Origin of the sequence: Rhizobium sp. 862_C5_N1_2 (assembly GCF_051811205.1) — a bacterium.
Lineage (GTDB): Bacteria > Pseudomonadota > Alphaproteobacteria > Rhizobiales > Rhizobiaceae > Rhizobium > Rhizobium leguminosarum.
In genome coordinates this window covers 60,705-79,609 of record NZ_JBPWPT010000002.1, presented here as the reverse complement: position 1 = coordinate 79,609, position 18,905 = coordinate 60,705, and the positions used below count along the sequence as shown (strand labels likewise).

Genomic DNA, 18,905 nt, shown 5'->3' with positions numbered 1-18,905 from the left:
CAGTCGAATGCCATGAAAGGTCAATGGTCCAGCCATGGCCGGGTATCGCTCTTTTCCCGAACGCCGGGCCGGTCCGTATCGACCGGCCCGACACCCGGGGAGGGGGCCTCTTCAGAGGCCCATTGCGGCCAGGTCGTCGACCGTATCCTTGTTGATCGGCAGCAGCTGATCGACGATGATGTCGTTACCAACAGGCTTGATCACGCCGAGACCCGGAATGTCATCACCTTCCTTGATGCTCTCGCCCTTGATCAGGCGATCGGCGAGCGTGACGAAGACTTCGCCGGCCTGCTTCGGATTCCACATGAAGCCGCCCGATATCGCGTCGGACTTGATCAGCTTCTGGCCCTGGCCGGGCGAGAACGGGCCGAGCACGAAGATTTTGCCCGTCTTGCGGCGTTCTTCGACAGCGCGCCCGGCACCGATCGGGCCCTGGCTGCCGAAGGCGAGGAAGCCTTTCAGATCCGGATGGGCAGCGATGAGATCAAGCGCCGTCGAGCGGCTTTTGTCGACATCTTCTGCGACGCCATAACGGTCGCCGACGAGTTTCATGTCCGGATAATTCGCCTTGATATAGGCGATTGCGGCGTCCGCCCAGGCATTGTGCAGCGGAACGGTCAGCGAGCCGACGAAGACGGCATATTCGCCCTTGCCACCCATCTTTTCGGCGAGCAGCTTGCCATGCGCCTCACCAAAACCGGTCGACGACGCGAGTTCGAAATTCCAGTCGGCGCCCTTCTGCGAGGGCGATTCATGCGTAATGACCTTGATGCCGGCGGCTTGCGCCTTGGTGAGCACGGGCTCGAGCACCTTGGCATCGTTCGGCACCACACCGATGACCTTGACACCCTGGGCGATCAGGTCTTCGATGGCGCGCACCTGCAGCGCCGGGTCGGCGCTGGTCGGGCCGATCATGAAGGCATCGACGCCTAATTTCTTGCCCTGTTCCTTGATGCCGGCTTCCATCGCATTGAACCATGGAATGCCGCCGATCTTGACGACAACGCCGACCTTCGGTGCGTCCTGCGCAAACGCGACCACCGCCCCGGCAAGCGACAGCGATGCGGCAAATGCCGCTACGATAAGTCTCCTCATCTTCACTCCTCCTCAAGGTCGCTCATGGCGAACGACGACCACCGGCCGCTTTGCGGCAGGTTGTTCCTGGTTGCTTCTTGGCGAGGGAACACCCTTGCCTCCCATCCCGCCTCCTCCGGCGAACCATTTTTGCGCAATCGATCTTTCTTTTTTGCACAATCGATGGTGCAATGACTATCGATCAAGGTAGGGCTTTCGTCAAGAGGGGTTTGTTTCTAAGGGAACGACAGCGGAAAAGGCGAGATATGGCAGACATCAGCAAGAAGAAGGCGACAATCTACGATCTCTCGATCCTATCGGGTGCGTCGGCTTCTACCGTAAGCGCCGTGCTGAACGGAAGCTGGCGGAAGAGGCGTATCAAGGAGGCGACGGCCCAACTCATTCAGAACCTGGCGAACGAGCACGGATATACGGCAAATCTGCAGGCCCGCGGCCTGCGTTCGTCCCGCTCCGGCCTCGTCGGTCTTCTGCTGCCGGTGCACGACAACCGCTATTTCTCCTCCATGGCGCAATCTTTCGAGGCACAGGTCAGAAGCCGCGGCCAGTGCCCCCTCGTCGTCAGCGCCTGTCGCGATCCGGACGAGGAGTGCCAGGTCGTCGAGACACTGATCTCCTATTCGATCGACGAACTTTTCATCGCCGGCGCAACCGATCCGGATGGCGTACACAAGGTCTGCGAAAAGGCAGGGCTGAAGCACGTCAACATCGATCTGCCGGGCACGCTGGCGCCGTCGGTCATCAGCGACAATTATGAAGGTGCGCGCATGCTGACGCAGGCGATCATCGAACGCGCGCAGGAGGATGGCCCGCTTTCACCTGACGATCTGTACCTGTTCGGCGGCCGCAACGACCACGCCAGCCACGAGCGAATTCGCGGTTTCCGCGACGTAAAGCGCGCACTTCTGGGCGCGGATCCGGATGTCTGCATCCAGCCGACCGGCTATTCCCCGGCCATGACGGCGCGTGCCTTCGAAGCCTTCTACGAAGGCCACGGAAAGCTGCCGCGCACATTTTTCGTCAATTCCTCGATCAATCTCGAAGGGCTGATGCGCTTCCTCGCGCTGCACCCGCATGAGACCTTCGCCGACATCATCGTTGGCTGCTACGACTACGATCCCTTTGGCTCCTTCCTGCCTTTCCCCGTCTTCATGATCCGGCAGGACAGCGAGGCGATGATCACCAAGGGGTTTGCGATCCTTGATGCAGACCGCGGCCCGCCAATCACGCATCTGGTGCGGCCGACCCTCGTCCCACCGCGCACGGCGCTGACCGGCCCACTCGATGCGCTGAAGGATATCGAGTGATGCGTCCCGCCTCATTTGAGAGGTTGGGCTGACGGAGCAGCAAGCTGTGTGATGCCTTATCGGCTCTAGCTTTCTGTGATGCGGCGATCCTCATCCGAGCCGACGGAGAGCTGCTTCCAGTCCAGGTCCTCCTGCAGCTCGAGATATTGCGTCGCGCCGATCTGATCTGTGTCGCGCAATTCCTCGAGGCGCTGGCGCTGGGCGAGAACGGCGGCGATCGTCAGGTCGCGGCGGCGATCGAGCGCCGAAGCCTTGTTTGCCTCGGTTGACGCGGTCCAATGGTCCCTGCAGATCGTCCGGATCGCTTCGGCCTCAGTGCCGTTTTCCTTCTCAAGCCGCTGAAAGGCCGCTTCGGCGAGCGATCTTCGGGCCACCTTGAGTTCATCACGGACTTCTGCCTGCCGACCGAGTTTCAGGAGATGGATCATTGGAGCCAAGGTCGCCCCTTGAATAACCAGGGTTGCGAGCACCACCGCGAAGGCTGTGAGCACGACCAGGTCTCGCTCGGGAAAGTCGGCGGGGAGCGCGAAGGCCGTCGCCAGCGTAACGAGGCCACGCATACCGGCCCAACCCACCAGCAAGGTCTCCCCGGATGTGAAAGGCGCCAATTCATGGCCGCTTCGGTGACGAGACGCAACGACGGCGTGAAGCAGGAAAGCCATCGCCATACGCGCCAGGATCACGCCGACCACCACGATGACGGCAAATCCCATCGCCCGCTGAAGCTCTTCGGCCGACATCGCCTCAAGGATGCGGCGCGCCTGCAGGCCCATCAGCAGGAAAGCCACAACGTTCAGCAGGAAGACGACGGTCGTCCAGACGGCGAAGGAATGTACCCGCATCCGCGGTGAATCCCTGACCGAAGAGAGCGTGGCGAGCGTCATTGCGCTCGCCACTGTGGCAAGGACAGCCGACAGATGCAGATGTTCGGCGATCAGCCAGGTTGAAAAAGCGTAGACGAATTGAAGCAGGGTCCCGCCGACCGTGTTCTCGGTTATCGGTCGAAGCCGCGAGACAAAAAAGCCGAAGACGATGCCGAACAGGATCCCTCCAGGTGCGGCGATCCCCACCTGAAGTGCCGTTCCGGCATCCAGCCCACCACGCGCCTGGACAGTCAGCGCGGCGCCGAAAAGCAGCAATGCGGTCGCGTCGTTGAACAGGCTTTCTCCCTTGAGCAGGGCATCTACACGCCGGGCGACGGGCAAATTGGAAAGGACTGCCGTGGCGGCTGCGGCATCGGGCGGCGAAACAATTGCGCCAAGTGTGACCGCAACCGCAATCGGAAGCCCGACGGTCAGCATGCTGATCGACACGACCACGCCTGTCGTGACGAGAACGGCGACGACCGCATAGAAGAACAGCGGCAGCAGCATGCGCCGCGCCGCCCCCACCGGGAAGTCATAGGCCGAATCGACAAGGACGGGCGCAATGAACAGGGCGAGCGCCGTCGGAGGATCGATCGGAATCGTCGGCGCCCCTGGCAACATCGCCACGGCGACGCCGGCGGCAGCCAGAATGCCGGGGTAGGGCAGGCGCATGCGACGCGTGACCTGCAGCAGCAGGATGGCAACCGCCAGCAATGCGACAAGTGTTTCGAAGAACGTCATGTCAGCATACTAGCAGGCTTTCGGGCACATTGAAGCGGGTGCAACCCCGATGTAAAGCTTGTGTCGTATCAAGCTGATGACGCAGCGGCGGAGGGCGACGATGGACTACGAGGTTGCGATTGTTGGGGCTGGCGCAGCCGGCATTGCAGCAGCAAAAAGCCTGGCCGATGCCGGGCGCTCGGTCATCATTCTGGAGGCCAGCGACCGCGTAGGCGGACGAGCCTGGACAATCGAACTGGCCGGAATGCCGCTGGATATGGGTTGCGGCTGGCTGCACTCTGCCGAGCGCAATCCTCTCGTCGCCATCGGCCGTGACGCTGGGTTCAATATCGAGCGCGGACCGACGGCGTGGCAAAGCCAGTGGCGCGATCTCGGCTTCACGCAGGATGAGCGCGCGGCGGCGGCGGCCGAATGGAACGCGCTTGAGGAGCGGATTCGGGCAAATCCCCCCGCCAGCGACAGGGCGTCGGACGCACTGGAGCCCGGCGGCAAATGGAACGCCTACTGCCAGTCCCTCAGCGGATATATGAACGGCGCACCGCTCGATCGGCTGTCAGTCGCTGACTTTCTTGCCTATGACAATGCGGCAACCGATGCCAATTGGCGGGTGCACGAAGGCTATGGAAGTCTGATCAGCGCCGCCGTTCCGAACGTCGCCTTGCGCCTTTCGACCCCCGTTCGGCGTGTGGCATTGACCGGGAGCGGCATTCAGCTGGAGACCGACCGCGGCCCGGTCACATCAGATACCGCGATCATCACGTCATCGACCGCCGTTCTGGCCCGCGGAGCCATTATCTTCGACCCGGAGGCCGACGATCACCTCCATGCCGCAAGTCAGCTGCCGCTTGGCCTCGCAGACAAGCTGTTTTTGGAACTCCATGGCAATCATGGTCTGGAGCCGGAAACCCATCTGCTCGGCGACCCGCAAAATGCCGAGACCGGCAGCTATTATATCCGGCCGCTCGGCCGGCCGATCATCGAAGGCTTCTTTGGCGGAAACGGCGCTGTCGTCATCGAACGCGCGGGTTTGGTGGAGGCATTTGCCTTCGCACTCGACCAACTGTCATCGCTGCTCGGCAGTAACATTCGCCGCCATCTGCGGCCCCTCACGGCCTCTTCCTGGTGTCGTACCGATTGGATAGGCGGCTCCTACAGCCATGCACTGCCCGGCCATGCGGGCGCACGCGCAGTCCTGGCGCGCCCGGTCGGCGACCGGCTGTTTTTCGCCGGCGAGGCGACGCACCAGTCCGACTTTTCGACCGCGCATGGCGCATGGGAAAGCGGGTTGCGGGCCGCCGACCAGGCTGCGGCTGTTCTAACACGCTCATGATAAAGCAGGGTGCATCTTATGACCCTCAACGCACCGATACCCCTGGCCGACCATTACCAGCTGGCAGAATTTCATGATTGCCCGGTTCGGATTGTCTTATGTGAATTATAGATCGTTTATGCTGACAGTGCCGGCATTTCGTCGTGCTATTTAAGGTTCAATTTAGCCGAAACTGCCAGGGCCATTGCCCGGCGACTGACCCCCAGTTTGGAAAACACGTTCTTGAGGTGGAATTTCACCGTAGGCTCGGAAAGCCCGAGCGCGCGTGCGATTTCCTTGTTGCTCTTGCCTTCATGTAGGCAGAGCAGGACCTGTTGCTCGCGTTGGCTGAGAAGACTTTTGCTGCCAAGAGGACCCTTGATCCGGCGGCCGTTATCGGCCGGTTTGCCGAAGACGCTTCTTTCACCCTGGCCAATTATGCGACCGATGAAGTCGACGGCATCGGCACTGAAGACCTTCAGGCCGAAACGCCGCACGATCGCCCGAACGACCGTGGAGAATTCTAGCCCCTCGTCCTCGAAAAGCTGGGTTACCTCGTGCGAGCGAGCACGCGCGATCGCAAACTGGAAATATTCGAGTGCCTGGGCATGCCGGCCGTCGTTCCAGGCGGCAACTGTTGCCAGAATTTCCGCCGCCAGCAGGTGATAACCGCTGCCGTTCGCGCGGCTTCGCGCCATCACGATCTCCAGATTGGCGAGCCCTTCGCCTGGACGTCCCTGAGCTTTGAGAAGGCGCGCTTGCGCGACGAGGAAATCGTTTTCCTCGCGCCAGGTCCAGAAGTGCCCGAGTTCAGGATCGCGCAACGATGAAACCAGCCGCTCGACGAGAAGCACCGCCGATTCAATCAGGCCGGTCTTCGAGAAGATATCGACGCGCATGATGTCGGCTGCAATCTTCAGGCGCGGCAGCGCGCGTTCGACGGCGACCTCTTCCGCCTTGTCGATCGCTGCCATTGCCGTATCGAGACCGCTCAACCGCAGCCGACTGCGGGCCAGCAGCGAAAACATCCGGGAATAGATATCGACCCAACCTTCGCCCTGGACCACGGCATTGACCGCCTCGCCAAGGCTCTTCTCGACCAGAGCCATCTCGCCCTGGAGGTAGAGAACATCCGCCGTCGCGACGCGGCAGATCGCTTCGAGATTGACGTCGGTCCACTGCGCGCTTTGGATCAGGTCCTGCGCCTCCCGGCAGAAAGTCAGCGCCGCCGAGAAGTTGCCGGCGAGCGTATTGACCAGCCCCAGATGGATCAGCATGAAGATCTGGGCATAGGCCGTCTTTTCCTCGCGATAATAGGCCAATGCCTTCAAGGCGCTCAGCCGCGCGAGGTCGAGATTGCCGCGCCTGGTATAAGCGATGCACAGATGGTTGTAGATCCAGCCGAGCTCCCACGTCGATTGCGGCGAAAAACCTGACGCCATTCGTTCGAGATGCAGGATCTGCGCATCGTCGAGATGACGATCCTCATAGATATCGACCAGCCCGTCGATGTGATCGAGCGTCGATGCCTCGATCGTCAGGAACTCGTCGCCATGCAGGGCCCGGCCTTGCTTGATCGCCTCCATCCGCTCGCGCGCCGCCTTGATGTGCCCCTTCTTCGCGAGCACCAGCACGTAACACAATGACAGGCTCGGAGATTCGTGGATGACGCCGGCGGGCAGGTCGGCGATCAAATGTTCGAGCACTGTGTGGCCGGCGCGGATGAAGAGATTGACGCCGCCGGCCTGCCGGATCGTCTGTGCGGCGAGCGAAAAGTTGCCGGCGCGCGCCGCATGCGAAACGGCCCTTTCCAGGAACCCGCGCTCGGCAAACCAGATCGCCGCGATGGAGTGAAGCGTTGCCTCGTAGGTCTGGGGATCACCGGCAAGCTCGGTCGTCAGGCACTTCCGCACGATCGGATGAAGCCTGTACCAGGCCGCACCCATCTGACTCTTTTCGATCAGCGGGCTCATATCCTCGAGCAGCCGAAGGTCATCTGCCTGCAGATCGGTGCCGGAGAGATGGCTTGCCAGCTCCAGCGGGAATTCCTCCAGGATCGACGTGACGCATAGCGTTCGGCGAAGCGCCGGCGACAGCGGACGCAGGATCGCTTCGTCGATATGGCGGAAGAGATCGGGATGTTCGCCGGCCAGCAGCCTGTTGCGCTCGTCTATACCGCCGCTCTCCATCACGCCGAGCGCGATCTGCGTCAAGGCCGGCCATCCACGGGTGGCGCGTACGAAGTTTGCGACATCGCCAGTATTGATGGTGCGGGGAAACAGGCTGCGGATCTCGTTGCGGCTGAAGGCGAGGTCGACGGCGTTGATCTCCGTGACAAGACCGCGCACCCTGAGGCGGGCGAGCGGCAGCGGCAGTTTCTGCTGCGATGCGCAGACAATCCTCAGATTGTCGGGGGCACCTAAGAAAAATCCGTCGAGGAAAGCCTGCACATCGGGTGAGGAAGCAATATCGAGCTCGTCGATGAACAGGATTGCGCCGCTTGCCCGGTCGGCGACGATGTCGAACAGTTCCCTCAGAGAGGCGGGAGGCGGTGGACTGTAGATACCGAGCGCCAGGCAAAGATCGGCTAGCAGTTCGGCAGGTTGGCCATGCGTGGGGCCTAGCGTGATCCAGCCGCAATGACCGACGCCGCCATCGAACAGCGACTGAAAATAATCAGAGCCGGAAGTGACTGCCTCATATCCTGCCTTGAGCAGTGCCGTCTTGCCGAAGCCAGACGGTGCATGGACGACGACGATCTGGCGCGCCAGACCGTCGCGGATCTTCGAAAGAGGAAAGGGACGGTCGATGGCCGTGAACAGCATGCGCGGCGGGCGAAACCGGGAACCTAGCGTCTTCGGTTCACGCCCGCCGGGGCGGGTTGCAGTTTTGCCTTCGGAACGACTGTGATGCATCCAAAAACGCCTCGCTCATTCGACCATCCTGACTTGCGAGCTTTAAGAAGCATATCCCGTGCCAGCCTAGATTTAACCGGCCTCGAGCGGTGCGTAATTCTGCGTCAGGCCGAAGGCGGCGGGGCCGAAGACGTCCAATGCCTCCGGTGTGCGCATGATCGGCGGCACCTTGACGCCAAGCACGTTGACCCGCTGGCCATAACGCAGGCGTTCGGTGGTTATCGGTTCGGCAGTGTCGGCTTCGAGGATGCAGATGAGATCCGGCACGATCGCCAGCACCCTGCCATCTTCCTCTGCCACCAGATTCTCGTTCTGGATCTGGATGCGCACCGGCCTGCGGCTTGTGTCGAAAGGTTCGATCGTCACGACCCCGACCGACCAGCCGTTCTGCTCGCGCCGCGAGACGTCGACCACCTTTCCCGAGGCCAGAAGGCGCGCGGTCTCGTAATGCGTTCCGGAGAAGAATTCGATCAGGTCGGCGAGCGGATCGCGATGCGCGGCAAGCGCCAGCCGGATGGTACGCCCGATGCCGATGGCAAGCGACATCGTTCCTGGAACGGATACGCGACGGGTCGTGCGGCCATCCATGCCGTAATTGACGATATAGGACTGGCCGCCCATTCGGATCGTCACGCCGCGAGCGAGCCATTCGGCCTTGGCCGCACTTTCCGTCTCGATGATCACCACATTGCCCTGCTCGTCGGCGACCGTCACGGGTGCGGCAGGCACGCCATAGACGTTGAAGGTCTCCATTTCGAGCTGCGGAAAGGCGCGTCCCATGCCGTCCGCGTCGATAACCGGGAGTCGGCATTCCGCCGCCAGCATGATCGGCACCATCGAGTTGATGCCGCCCGCCTCAAAGGGGATGATCGCTCCCATCGCCTTGCCGACGCGTTTCTCGTAAGCCCTGAGTGCAAGCCCGATCTCTTCGCCGCTCGGCATCTTCTCGATCAGGATCGCCGGCGCCCCCATCGCGCCACAGGCGGCGACCTCGATGCCGTCAGGCACGTCGTCGAGCGCCAGAAGATCGACCGCGCCGTGGCGTTCGATCGCCGCCTTCGCCATCAGCTTGCCGATATAAGGATCGCCGCCGCCGCCGGTGCCGAGAAGGGCTGCGCCGACCGCCAGGTCGTCGATATCCTCGTTGGTGATGATTGCCATGTGTTCAGCCGATCTCTTCGATGGAAATGAAGGGTTCCTTCAGCCCGAAGCAGGTGGGGCCGAAGACATCGAGCGCTTCCGGCGTCCGCATGATTTCGGGAACGGAGACGGCAAGCACGGTGACGCGCTGTCCGTAGCGCAGGTTTTCGCTGGTGATGGGTTCGGCCGTTTCCGTGTTCATGATGCAGATGAGATCGGGCACGATCGCCTTCACCTTGCCGTCAACGCGGGCGATCAGGTTCTCGTTCTGGATCTCGATCTCCATCGTCGAACCGAAGGGCGGCAGCCCGCCGATCGTAACGCGGCCGATCGAAAATCCGGCCTTGGTCTCGCGCATGACATCGGTGATTTTGCCGCCGAAGATGATGCGCCCGTAGCGGTAGAGCGTCGAAGGCAGAAATCCGAGCAACGCCTCGATCGGATTCTCGTGCGAGCTTTTGGCGTTGCGGAGGACTTCGCCGATGCGGATGGCGAGGCTCAGCGTGTTCGGAATGGCGGTGCGTTTGACGTCGGCGCCCGACATTGCATATTCGGCGATATAGGCGCAGCCGCCCATGCGGATGGCGACTGCGCGCGAAAGCCATTCCATCTGGCGGTTATCGACCGCCTCGATGATGGCACAATCACCATATTCGTCGCTGACGGCCATCGGGCTGCCGGAGACGCCGTAGACGCCGAAGGTTTCCATTTCGAGAAAGGGAAAGGCGCGGCCCATGCCGTCACCGTCGACGACGGGCAGGCCGAGGCGGGCGCCGACGACAAGCGGGATCGTCGAGTTGATGCCGCCGATCTCGATCGGCATGGTCGCCTGCGCCTTGCGGCCGAGATGGCGTTCGAGCCGCTGTAGCGAAAACATCGCCTCCTCGCCGCTAGGGATCTTCTCGACCAGCACGGTCGGCGCACCCATCATGGCGGTCGGAATGACCAGCATGTCGTCCGCCAATTCGCTGGGATCGATGATGTTCACCTCCAGCCCTTCGTCGAGGCATTGCTGCACCATCAGCCGGCCGACATAGGGATCGCCGCCGCCGCCGGTCCCGAGGAATGCCGCGCCGACGGCAAGGTCGCAGAGTTGTTGACTGTTGAGTTTCATAGGGTCCTCATCCGATCACGAGATCGCCGATAGCCTTGACGCGGATGCGTGTCGCACTGCCTGGCAGATAGGCGAGCGGCACTTCCTCGATATCCATGATCTTGACCGTTCCGGCCTCTGCACCCGCCTTGACGGCGCGCTCCTCGGCTTCCTTCTTGGCGCCGCCGAGCACGATGTCGCGGGAGGTACCTTCGAGCGAGAAGATGCGGTCGACCTCGCCGCCGACCTGCGCGATCGCAGCGCCGATGGCGTTGGCAACGGAGGCGTTCTCAGGACGGATGACGCGGGATGCGGAGGGCAGGTCGCGCGAGATCAGGATCGAACCACCACCGACCAGGATGACGGGCAGGGGCTCGGCGCTCGTCTTCATCCGGTCGACGGCCTCGTCGGCCATGCGGTGGATGGTATCGAGCGCCGTCTTAATCGTCCTTGCCGGGATATGAGCGACGCGAGAACGGTCGCCGATATCCTCGAGGCCGGCCGCGACGATGATGTCCGTCGTGGTCAGGGTATCGCCGCCGAAGATCAGGGCGCGGGAGGTGATTTCGTAGCCGACCGAATCCGGGCCAATGCGGGCACCGTCGTCGCGCACGATCGAGCCGCCGCCGAGACCGATGGCGAGCACGTCGGGCATGCGGAAATTGGTTCTGACCCCGCCGATATCGACGGCGACGGCAGATTCGCGCGGGAAGCCCTGCATCAGCATGCCGACATCCGACGTGGTCCCGCCGATATCGACGACCATCGCCTCCTTCTCGCCGGCAAGCATCGCGGCGCCCCGCATGGAATTGGTCGGGCCGGAGGCGAATGTCAGCACCGGATAACGCTCGACGTAATCAGGCACCATCAGTGTCCCGTCGTTCTGGCTGATATAGAAGGGCGCATTGATCGCCAGTTCCTTCAGGGCGTTACGGAAGGAGTTGACGACTTTGCGCGACAGGTCGGCGAGCGACGCATTCATCACCGACGCGTTTTCGCGTTCGAGGAAACCGACCCGGCCGACTTCGTGGCTGAGCGATATCGACAGGCCGGGGATCTCGTTGCCGAGAATCTCGGCGGCCCGCAGTTCCATATCAGGTGTCACCGGCGAAAACACCGAGGTGATCGAGGCTGCCTTGAGGCCGCGGCTGCGGATTTCACCGACGATGCGCAGGATCTCGGGCTCATCAAGCGGCGCGATCTTGCGGCCGTCGAATTCGTTGCCGCCACGCACCATGAAAGTGTGGCGGCCGAGTGTGTCGGCCAAATCCTTCGGCCAATCGGTCATCGGCGGCAGCGCCTTGGTCGCCGGCAGGCCGAGCCTGATAGCGGCGACTTCGAGCAGCCGCTTGCGCTCGACGACGGCATTGGTGAAATGCGTCGTGCCGATCATCACCGCCTGGATTTCCGACACCGAGACGCCGGTCATCGACAGCACCTGCTTCAACACGGCGACAATGCCGGAGCCGACATCGCTGGTCGTCGGGCTCTTGCACGCGCCGAGTACCAGCGGGCCGTCCATCAGGGCAGCATCGGTATTCGTGCCGCCCACATCTATTCCAATACGCATCATGACCTCCGTGAGAATATGCCTGGCCGTGGCGCCGGAGCGGATGGCTCCGGCGCTGGCGATGTTCGCTGTTTCCGTGTTGCTTCAGGCGACGAGTGCCTCGGACCGGTCGGGGTCCCACCCGACCATGACGGCGGCACCGGGGGAAAATCGTTCGGTGCGGGACTGGTTCTGGCGCTCGGCGACGATCTCCTGCGAGCCGACTGCCAGCCGGTAGCGCACCAGCGCGCCTTGATAGGTTTCGCTGAGAACGGTTGCGGGAAGGCTGATGCCGGATGAGGTGTCGGGACCGATGATGACGTTCTCGGGGCGAACTACCAGCTTTGCCGCCTGCCCGGCGGCCAGGCCTTCGGGACCCCGCGTCGGCAACACGGTTCCCTCCAGCAGCACGGTCATGCCTTGCCCGTCATTGGCGCCGACGGTGACGTCGATCACGTTCGAATGACCAATGAAGGTGGTGACAAACAGCGTCTTCGGCCGTTCGTAGATTTCCTCGGGCGTCCCGACCTGGACGATGTGCGCCTTCTGCATGACGCCGATGCGGTCGGACATCGTCAGGGCCTCGTCCTGGTCGTGGGTCACATAGACGGTGGTGATGCCGAGCTTCTTCTGTAGATCCTTGATCCAGTATTTCATTTCCTCCCTGAGGCTCTTGTCGAGTGCCGACAGCGGCTCGTCGAGAAGGAGGATGCGGGGCTCCGTCACCAGCACGCGGGCAAGGGCGACACGCTGCTGCTCGCCACCCGAAAGCTGGCGCTGGAAACGCTCCTCATATCCGGAAAGCCCGACCTGGCGCAGCGCGGCGGTGACGCGCTTGCGGATCTCCTCCTTCGGCAGCTTCCGGAGCTTCAGGCCGAAGGCGATATTGTCGGCAACGTTCATGTGGGGGAAGATCGCGTAGTTCTGGAACACGATGCCGATGTCGCGTTTCTCCGGCGGCAATCTCGTCACGTCGTCGCGGCCGATGAGAATCTCGCCGCCGCTCGGCGGCACGAAGCCGGCAATCATCCGGAGCGTCGTCGATTTTCCACATCCCGATGGGCCGAGAAGGGAAAAGAACTCTCCTTCGGCGATGTGCAGGTCGATGCCGGCGACCGCGACGCCATCGCCGTAGGATTTAGCGAGCTTTTTCAGATGGATATCGGACATGCGGCGAAGGCTCTCCTGTTATGAAGATGTGCGACGGGCGGCGCGGAACCACCCGTCGCTGCGGCATCAGCTGGCGAAAATGCCGTTGACCGTTTCGACGATGTCGTCTTCGTTTTCGAGGTAGGAATTCCAGTCCGGCACCCAGAAGCCCTTGATGGCGTCGGCGCTGTTGACGACGCCGGCCTTGGCAAGATTGTCGGGCAGGACGGCGTTGCTGACCGTCGGGCGCAGGTAGAATTCCTTGCCCATATTGCCGATGAAGGTCGGATCGAGGGCGCGGTCAAGAAGCGCAAAAGCGAGCTTCTTCTGCACCGGCTCGGCATAACGGCTGATCGTATAGGTCTGCGTCAGGATCGGCTGCTGTTCGGTCCAGTACCAGAAGGCGAAGGGCGCGCCCTTGTCGCGGGCCTGCATCGGCTCGGCATCGTCGAGCACGGCGACCACCACTTCGCCGCGGTCCATCAGCGTTTGCATGTTGCCGGTGAAATCGGAGATCTTGGCCGGCATCAGCGCCTTCATCGCCTCGTAGCCGGCATCAAGATCGTACTGATCCTTGCCGAAGATACCGCAGGCGACGAGGAAGAAGTCCATCTGCAAGGTGTTTGACGTGATGTAGGTGCCGCGCTTGCCGGCGAATTCCGGCTTCCAGAGATCCTTGAACGACGAGGGCGGCGGCGAAACCAGATCGGCGCGGTAGGCATAACCATACTGGTTGAAGGCCCAGGTGACGCCGACGCCATTGGCGGTGGCGAAGGGCCATAGGTTCTTGGCGTTCGGCACGTTCGGCAGCAGTTCGTCGAGTTTTAGGAAGAAATCGCCGGCCTTTGCCGTCTTGAACATCTCCGGCAAGTTCCAGTTGGTAATGTCGAGCGGCGGCTTCTCGGCGCCGCCGGCGACGAATTTTGGGAACCAGGGCCAGGTCGAGTCGTATTCGATCTTGCAGTTGAACTCCTTCTGGAAGTCGGTCAGCAGGTATTTGTTGACCAGCTCACCCCAGGGGCCGCCCCATTCGCCGACGCGCAGCACGGCGCCGCCGGCATCAAAGACCTTGCCGTCGAAGGCGACATCCTGCGACCAGGCGTGATTGATGTTGAACAGGGGCAGCGTGGTGGCAGCGACGCCCATCTTCAGGATCGTGCGGCGGGTATGCCCTGTCGTTTTCTCAGTCATGAAGTTCCCCTTTTTGCTCTATCGTTGATGTGTAGGCGTAGCGGTATTCATCCCCCGAAGGTGCGTTTCAGGTTGACGAGTCTGGAAGTCAGCACGGTGGAGAGAATGACGAGCGCGATGGCGAAGATGCCCGCGGCGGCTGCCGTCGGCTCGAACTGGTAGCGCATCGAGACATACATCGCGATCGGCAGCGTCTGCAGGTTCGGCGTCGACAGAAACAGCGTGACTTCGAACTGGCCGAACGAGACGATGAAGGCGAAGATCGTGCCCGCCGAAATTGCCGGCCCGATGATCTTCAGCGTCACCAATCGGAAAGCGGTGAAAGGCGAGGCGCCAAGGCTGCGGGCGGCCTCTTCCAGCGAGCGGTCGAAACCGACCAGTGCCGCCGTCACCGTCGCGATGACGAAGGGGCAGGTGACGATCACGTGGCCGATAATCAGCCCCGGCATGGTGCGGGCAAGGCCGATGCCCGTGGTCACGTAGAAGACATAGAGGGCAAGTCCCAGCACCACGCCAGGCAGCACGATCGGCAGCATGAAGAAGCCGCGCAAGATGCTGGAGGTACGGCTCTGCGAGCGGGTCAGATAGATCGCCGCCATCGTACCGATCACCGTCGAGATCAGCGTCGAGATCAGTGCGATCATGAAGCTGACCCCATAGGCCGAGAGGAAGACGGGCGAAGTCAGGAACGCCTGTATCCAGCGCAGCGATAGGCCCTCGGGCGGAAAAGTCAGGTAGTCGCCCGAGTTCAGGCCGGCAAGCACCACGATGAAGACCGGCACCAGGAGGATCGCCAGCGACAGCAGCGAGATGACCTTGAAGGCAAGGGGGATGGCGGACTCTTCACGCATCAGGTGCGCCCTCCCGAGGTTCTGACCGCCGCCTGGTGGTAGACCGCAACGGCTGCGATGCTCGTCACGAAGAGCACGACGGCGATGGCGGCGCCGAACTGCCAGCGTCCGACCTCGGCGATCTGCTGATAGATATGGATGGGCAGCACCATCACCTTCCAGCCGCCCATCAGAGCGGGCACGACGTAGGAGCTGATCGAAAGCGCAAAGACCAGAAGCGTGCCGGCCAGGATTCCGGGCATCGAGAGCGGAAGCACGATGGTGACGAAGGCCTGCCAGCGCGAGGCGCCGAGGCTGCGGGCTGCCTCTTCGAGCGAGGGATGGATCGCCTTGATGATGCCGATCAGCGACAGCACCATGAAGGGCAGGGTGATCTGCACCAGCCCGACGATGACGCCGAAGACATTATACATCAGCGGCAGTGGCGCTGTTATCGCCCCGACCCTGAGGAGAAATCCGTTGATGAGGCCGTTATCGCCGAGCAGCACCATCAGTCCGTACATGCGGATGACCATGTCGAGCTGCATGGAGGACAGGACGAGGATCATCAACAGCGTGGCGCGGCTCGGCTTCACCGTCTTTGCGATGACGTAGGCGAGGGGATAGCCGAAGAACAGGCAAGCGGCGCCGACGATGGCGGAAATCCAGATCGAGCGCAGGATCGATTCATAATAGCTCGCCCGTGTGAAGATGCGGACGAAATTGTCGAAGGTGATCTGGCTGTTGAGGGCGATGACGCCGGCGACGGATTTGTTGAAGGCGAGCCCGAAGAGTGATGCGGTCGGGATCACGAAGAAGACAAGGAAGACGAGGAACGCCGGGATGACCAGCCACCACAGGCGGAAATCCTGAAGAGCGGTGGTCGATCCTTTCCGCTTTTCCGTTCGTGTCATGGTGTCCGTTTGCGTAATCGCCATCTCTGTCCTCTCAATGGAACGTCCAGCGTTCTCTCATTCGGCCGCAAGCGGCATGGGCAGATGAATATAGTCGTAGCCGAGCAACTGTTTTTCGGGCGGCTGTGGGAAGGTCAGCTTGCTGTGGGTAAGGTTCGAACGCACCAGCGCGGCGGCAACGGAAACAGCGGCGGGAATGGGATCGATGACAGGCACATCGATCCCGTGCGCCAGAAGTCCCTCGCGCAGGGCGAAGGCGCAGCCCATCAGGCCGGTGCAGCCGAAGACGAGCGCCTCGGCGCCATCTTCCTCAACCGCCCGGATGCCTTCCTTGATCAGCATCGCCTTGGTCCGGTCGAGATCTTCCTCGAGTTCCAGAACGGGAATATCGACGCTACGCACCGAGGCAAGCTTGGTCGAAAGGCCGGCGACGGCCGCGTTGTTTTCAAAGGATGCGCGCAGTCGGCGCATCACGGTGAGGACGGAAAACCGGTGGCCGAGCATCGCCGCAAGGTGCATGCCGGTCTCGCAGGGTCCAAGCACCGGGATCGTCACGGCTTCCCGCGACGGCCTGAGACCCGGATCGCCCATGCAGTCGATGATGACGGCGTGGACGCCTTCATTCTGCGCCTTGATCGCTTCGGCGATTGTTCCGGGCACCGAGAGGGCAGCCTCGAACTCGCTCTCGATCGATCCCGGTCCGGCCGTAATCTGCGAGTGACTGACCTTGATGCCGGGATATTCCAGTGCCCGGAGATCGGCGACTTTGCGAAATCCTTTGGTGACGATCGGTGACACCACGCGAATTTCTACGACGCTATCCTGCACGGCCGGCCTCCTTGATGCGCAATTCGCTCTGGGCAATTCATGGGCTTACGGTGCCGCAGTCCGCCCCGGCTTGGAAGTTCTGAAATGAGTAGGTGCGGATGTGATTCGGATGGGTCATCGGCCGGTACCGATGGTGGAGAACCTATTCGAATGGATAGGGTGCTCTAGAAAAAGCGGTTTTAAAACAAATACTTCTCGATGGCCGATTCCAGAAGCATTGCATTCCAACGTGAAAATCCGCCGCCATCAGGGGGTTTGACGAGGCCGAGCAGACGAATAACCCTGCATCGACGACAGCAGTTTCAAGACCGCCTGCTCATCACCGGGGAATCGTGCCATGCCTTCGGCCAAAGCCGCGCCTTCCGCATCATCCTTCCAGACCCGCGCCAGAACGGCGTGGCGCCTGTTTGCGAATTTCGCCTATGACTATCGCCGTTTCCGCCGCGCCTCCTTCATCGATGGCGCAGAGTCGCGCGAAAACCGGCGGGCACATATCCATCTCCTGGCGCATATGTTGGAATACGGAATGTCGCTTTCCAATCCACGCAACGGCTTCGGCATGGACAAGGTGCGGCTGCTGGCGGTGGAGACGCGTCGCTATATCGAGCAGCATGGCCGCGACGCTTCGGCCGATATCAGCCTTTCCGTGCTCTCGGCCTATGTCGACTTCAACGCGGAGCAGGGCGATGTCAGCGAGGCACAGGCACTGCTGGACGATTTGCTCGTCGTTGCCGGCGCCGGGCACAATATCCGGCTCGGCGGCAGCGAGACGGTGAGTGCTGCCGAGATCGTCAGGCACGCGCGGATGGATTTTGTCTCCTTCATGGAGGCGCGCCACAGCGTGCGCCAATATGACAGCAACAGGACAGTCGCATTCGAGAAGATCGAAAGGGCCATTCGCGCAGCCCAGCAATCGCCCTCGAGCTGCAACCGACAGACATGCCGTGTCTACGCCTTCACCGAGAAGCCGTCGATCGCCCGCGTTCTCGCCCATCACGACGGCAATCGCGGCTTCGGCGAGCAGCTCGGCGGCGTATTCGTCGTGACGGTCGACCTGTCGCACTGGAACACGGTCGGCGAACGAAACCAGGGATGGGTGGACGGCGGCATGTTCGCCATGACGCTGGCGCTTGGCCTCCACGCGGAGGGACTGGGCGCCTGCATGCTGAACTGGAGTGCGGCGCGCGAGCAGGATATCAAGATGCGGACCTGCGTCGGCATCCCCGACAACGAGATCATCATCACGCTCATCGGTTTCGGCCACATGCGCGATGAATTCCGCGTGCCGGTATCGGCCCGAAAGCCGATCGACATGGTCCTGACGCGCGAACCGCCGCTCCGGTAAGCCTCAATCGTCGAGCGATCGGCAGCGCTCGACACCATCGGCAAGATCGGCTTGAGGCCCAACGTCAGGACGAGGAGCCTGACGAAGATGGATGGGCTCGCTCCAAGAGAAGCGGTTAGCCGGCAGCTTTATCATTGGCAGGCTGTGTGGTAGGAGCGGCTCATGACATCACTGATCGATTTTGATTGCCGAAGCTGCGGAGCCTGCTGCTCCTATTCGTCGACCTGGCCCAGATTTTCCACCGAAACAGAAGCTGCTCTCGATTTGCTGCCGGCGCAGTTCGTAGCCGCGAACGAGCAGGGAATGCGTTGCGACGGTGCGCGTTGCTCCGCACTGGTCGGTCGCGTCGGTTCGGAGACATCCTGTCAAGTGTACGACCTTCGGCCTGACGTCTGCCGCGCCTGCGTACCAGGGGATGGCGCTTGCCTGACCGCGCGCGAGTTCTTCGGGATCGGTCAGCCAAGTTTGCCGCCCGGTCACATCGATGCGCGTTTGCCAATCAACTGAGATGAGTGGCGCGGTCCCCCGCGCCAATGTTGGCTATGACCGCGATTGCGCGCTAGGCGCGGCACTTTAAAACCGACTGTGGCGATTCAACACCCGCGACCGACATGATCGATCCGGTGGTTTCAAAGC

The 18,905-nt window shown here is 62.0% G+C and carries 15 protein-coding genes; 4 read left to right on the top strand and 11 right to left on the bottom strand.

All coding sequences use genetic code 11. The features are described from left to right. Positions 1-111: 111 nt before the first annotated feature. Positions 112-1,095 carry an autoinducer 2 ABC transporter substrate-binding protein gene (locus tag ACD590_RS24715; RefSeq protein WP_018516620.1) on the bottom strand — a complete coding sequence of 328 codons (984 nt, stop codon included), beginning with the start codon at positions 1,093-1,095 and terminating at the stop codon, positions 112-114. A 245-nt stretch (positions 1,096-1,340) separates the two neighbouring features. Between ACD590_RS24715 and ACD590_RS24710 the strand changes: the two genes are divergently transcribed. Beyond that, positions 1,341-2,399, top strand: coding sequence for a LacI family DNA-binding transcriptional regulator (locus ACD590_RS24710; protein WP_439003596.1), 1,059 nt, complete (start codon positions 1,341-1,343; stop codon positions 2,397-2,399). Positions 2,400-2,464: 65 nt separating this feature from the next. On the opposite strand, the gene ACD590_RS24705 is transcribed toward ACD590_RS24710, so the two are convergent. Then, on the bottom strand, positions 2,465-4,006 hold the full coding sequence (locus tag ACD590_RS24705; protein ID WP_334545685.1) for a cation:proton antiporter: 1,542 nt from the start codon (positions 4,004-4,006) through the stop codon (positions 2,465-2,467). A 100-nt stretch (positions 4,007-4,106) separates the two neighbouring features. Here ACD590_RS24705 and ACD590_RS24700 point away from each other — a divergent pair, with 100 nt between their 5' ends. Continuing rightward, positions 4,107-5,336 carry a flavin monoamine oxidase family protein gene (locus tag ACD590_RS24700; RefSeq protein WP_439003595.1) on the top strand — a complete coding sequence of 410 codons (1,230 nt, stop codon included), beginning with the start codon at positions 4,107-4,109 and terminating at the stop codon, positions 5,334-5,336. 146 nt (positions 5,337-5,482) lie between these two features. Here the strand turns inward: ACD590_RS24700 and ACD590_RS24695 are convergent, their stop codons facing one another. The 9 genes from ACD590_RS24695 to ACD590_RS24655 all read right to left on the bottom strand — a co-directional run bounded on the left by ACD590_RS24695 (position 5,483) and on the right by ACD590_RS24655 (position 16,924). Further along, positions 5,483-8,230, bottom strand: coding sequence for a LuxR C-terminal-related transcriptional regulator (locus ACD590_RS24695; protein ID WP_439003594.1), 2,748 nt, complete (start codon positions 8,228-8,230; stop codon positions 5,483-5,485). A gap of 72 nt (positions 8,231-8,302) precedes the next feature. After that, a complete protein-coding gene (locus ACD590_RS24690) occupies positions 8,303-9,391 on the bottom strand; it encodes a DUF917 domain-containing protein (RefSeq protein ID WP_439003593.1) in 1,089 nt (362 codons plus the stop codon). Positions 9,392-9,395: 4 nt separating this feature from the next. Beyond that, positions 9,396-10,484, bottom strand: coding sequence for a DUF917 domain-containing protein (locus tag ACD590_RS24685; protein ID WP_439003592.1), 1,089 nt, complete (start codon positions 10,482-10,484; stop codon positions 9,396-9,398). Positions 10,485-10,491: 7 nt separating this feature from the next. Then, complete coding sequence (locus tag ACD590_RS24680) at positions 10,492-12,033, bottom strand: hydantoinase/oxoprolinase N-terminal domain-containing protein (protein WP_439003591.1); 1,542 nt, start codon at positions 12,031-12,033, stop codon at positions 10,492-10,494. A gap of 84 nt (positions 12,034-12,117) precedes the next feature. Then, a complete protein-coding gene (locus tag ACD590_RS24675) occupies positions 12,118-13,182 on the bottom strand; it encodes an ABC transporter ATP-binding protein (RefSeq protein WP_439003590.1) in 1,065 nt (354 codons plus the stop codon). A gap of 66 nt (positions 13,183-13,248) precedes the next feature. Further along, positions 13,249-14,352, bottom strand: coding sequence for an ABC transporter substrate-binding protein (locus ACD590_RS24670; protein ID WP_439003589.1), 1,104 nt, complete (start codon positions 14,350-14,352; stop codon positions 13,249-13,251). Positions 14,353-14,399: 47 nt separating this feature from the next. Then, positions 14,400-15,203, bottom strand: a complete 804-nt coding sequence (locus ACD590_RS24665; protein ID WP_439003588.1) for an ABC transporter permease — start codon at positions 15,201-15,203, stop codon at positions 14,400-14,402. Further along, positions 15,203-16,120 (bottom strand): ABC transporter permease, encoded by a 918-nt coding sequence (locus ACD590_RS24660; RefSeq protein WP_439003587.1) that lies wholly within the window; start codon positions 16,118-16,120, stop codon positions 15,203-15,205. The genes ACD590_RS24665 and ACD590_RS24660 overlap by 1 nt, the downstream gene beginning before the upstream one ends. A gap of 33 nt (positions 16,121-16,153) precedes the next feature. Further along, positions 16,154-16,924, bottom strand: a complete 771-nt coding sequence (locus ACD590_RS24655) for an aspartate/glutamate racemase family protein (protein WP_439003586.1) — start codon at positions 16,922-16,924, stop codon at positions 16,154-16,156. Positions 16,925-17,261: 337 nt separating this feature from the next. Between ACD590_RS24655 and ACD590_RS24650 the strand changes: the two genes are divergently transcribed. Further along, positions 17,262-18,269, top strand: coding sequence for a nitroreductase family protein (locus tag ACD590_RS24650; protein ID WP_439003585.1), 1,008 nt, complete (start codon positions 17,262-17,264; stop codon positions 18,267-18,269). Positions 18,270-18,431: 162 nt separating this feature from the next. After that, positions 18,432-18,776, top strand: a complete 345-nt coding sequence (locus ACD590_RS24645) for a YkgJ family cysteine cluster protein (RefSeq protein ID WP_018516617.1) — start codon at positions 18,432-18,434, stop codon at positions 18,774-18,776. Positions 18,777-18,905: the final 129 nt, after the last annotated feature.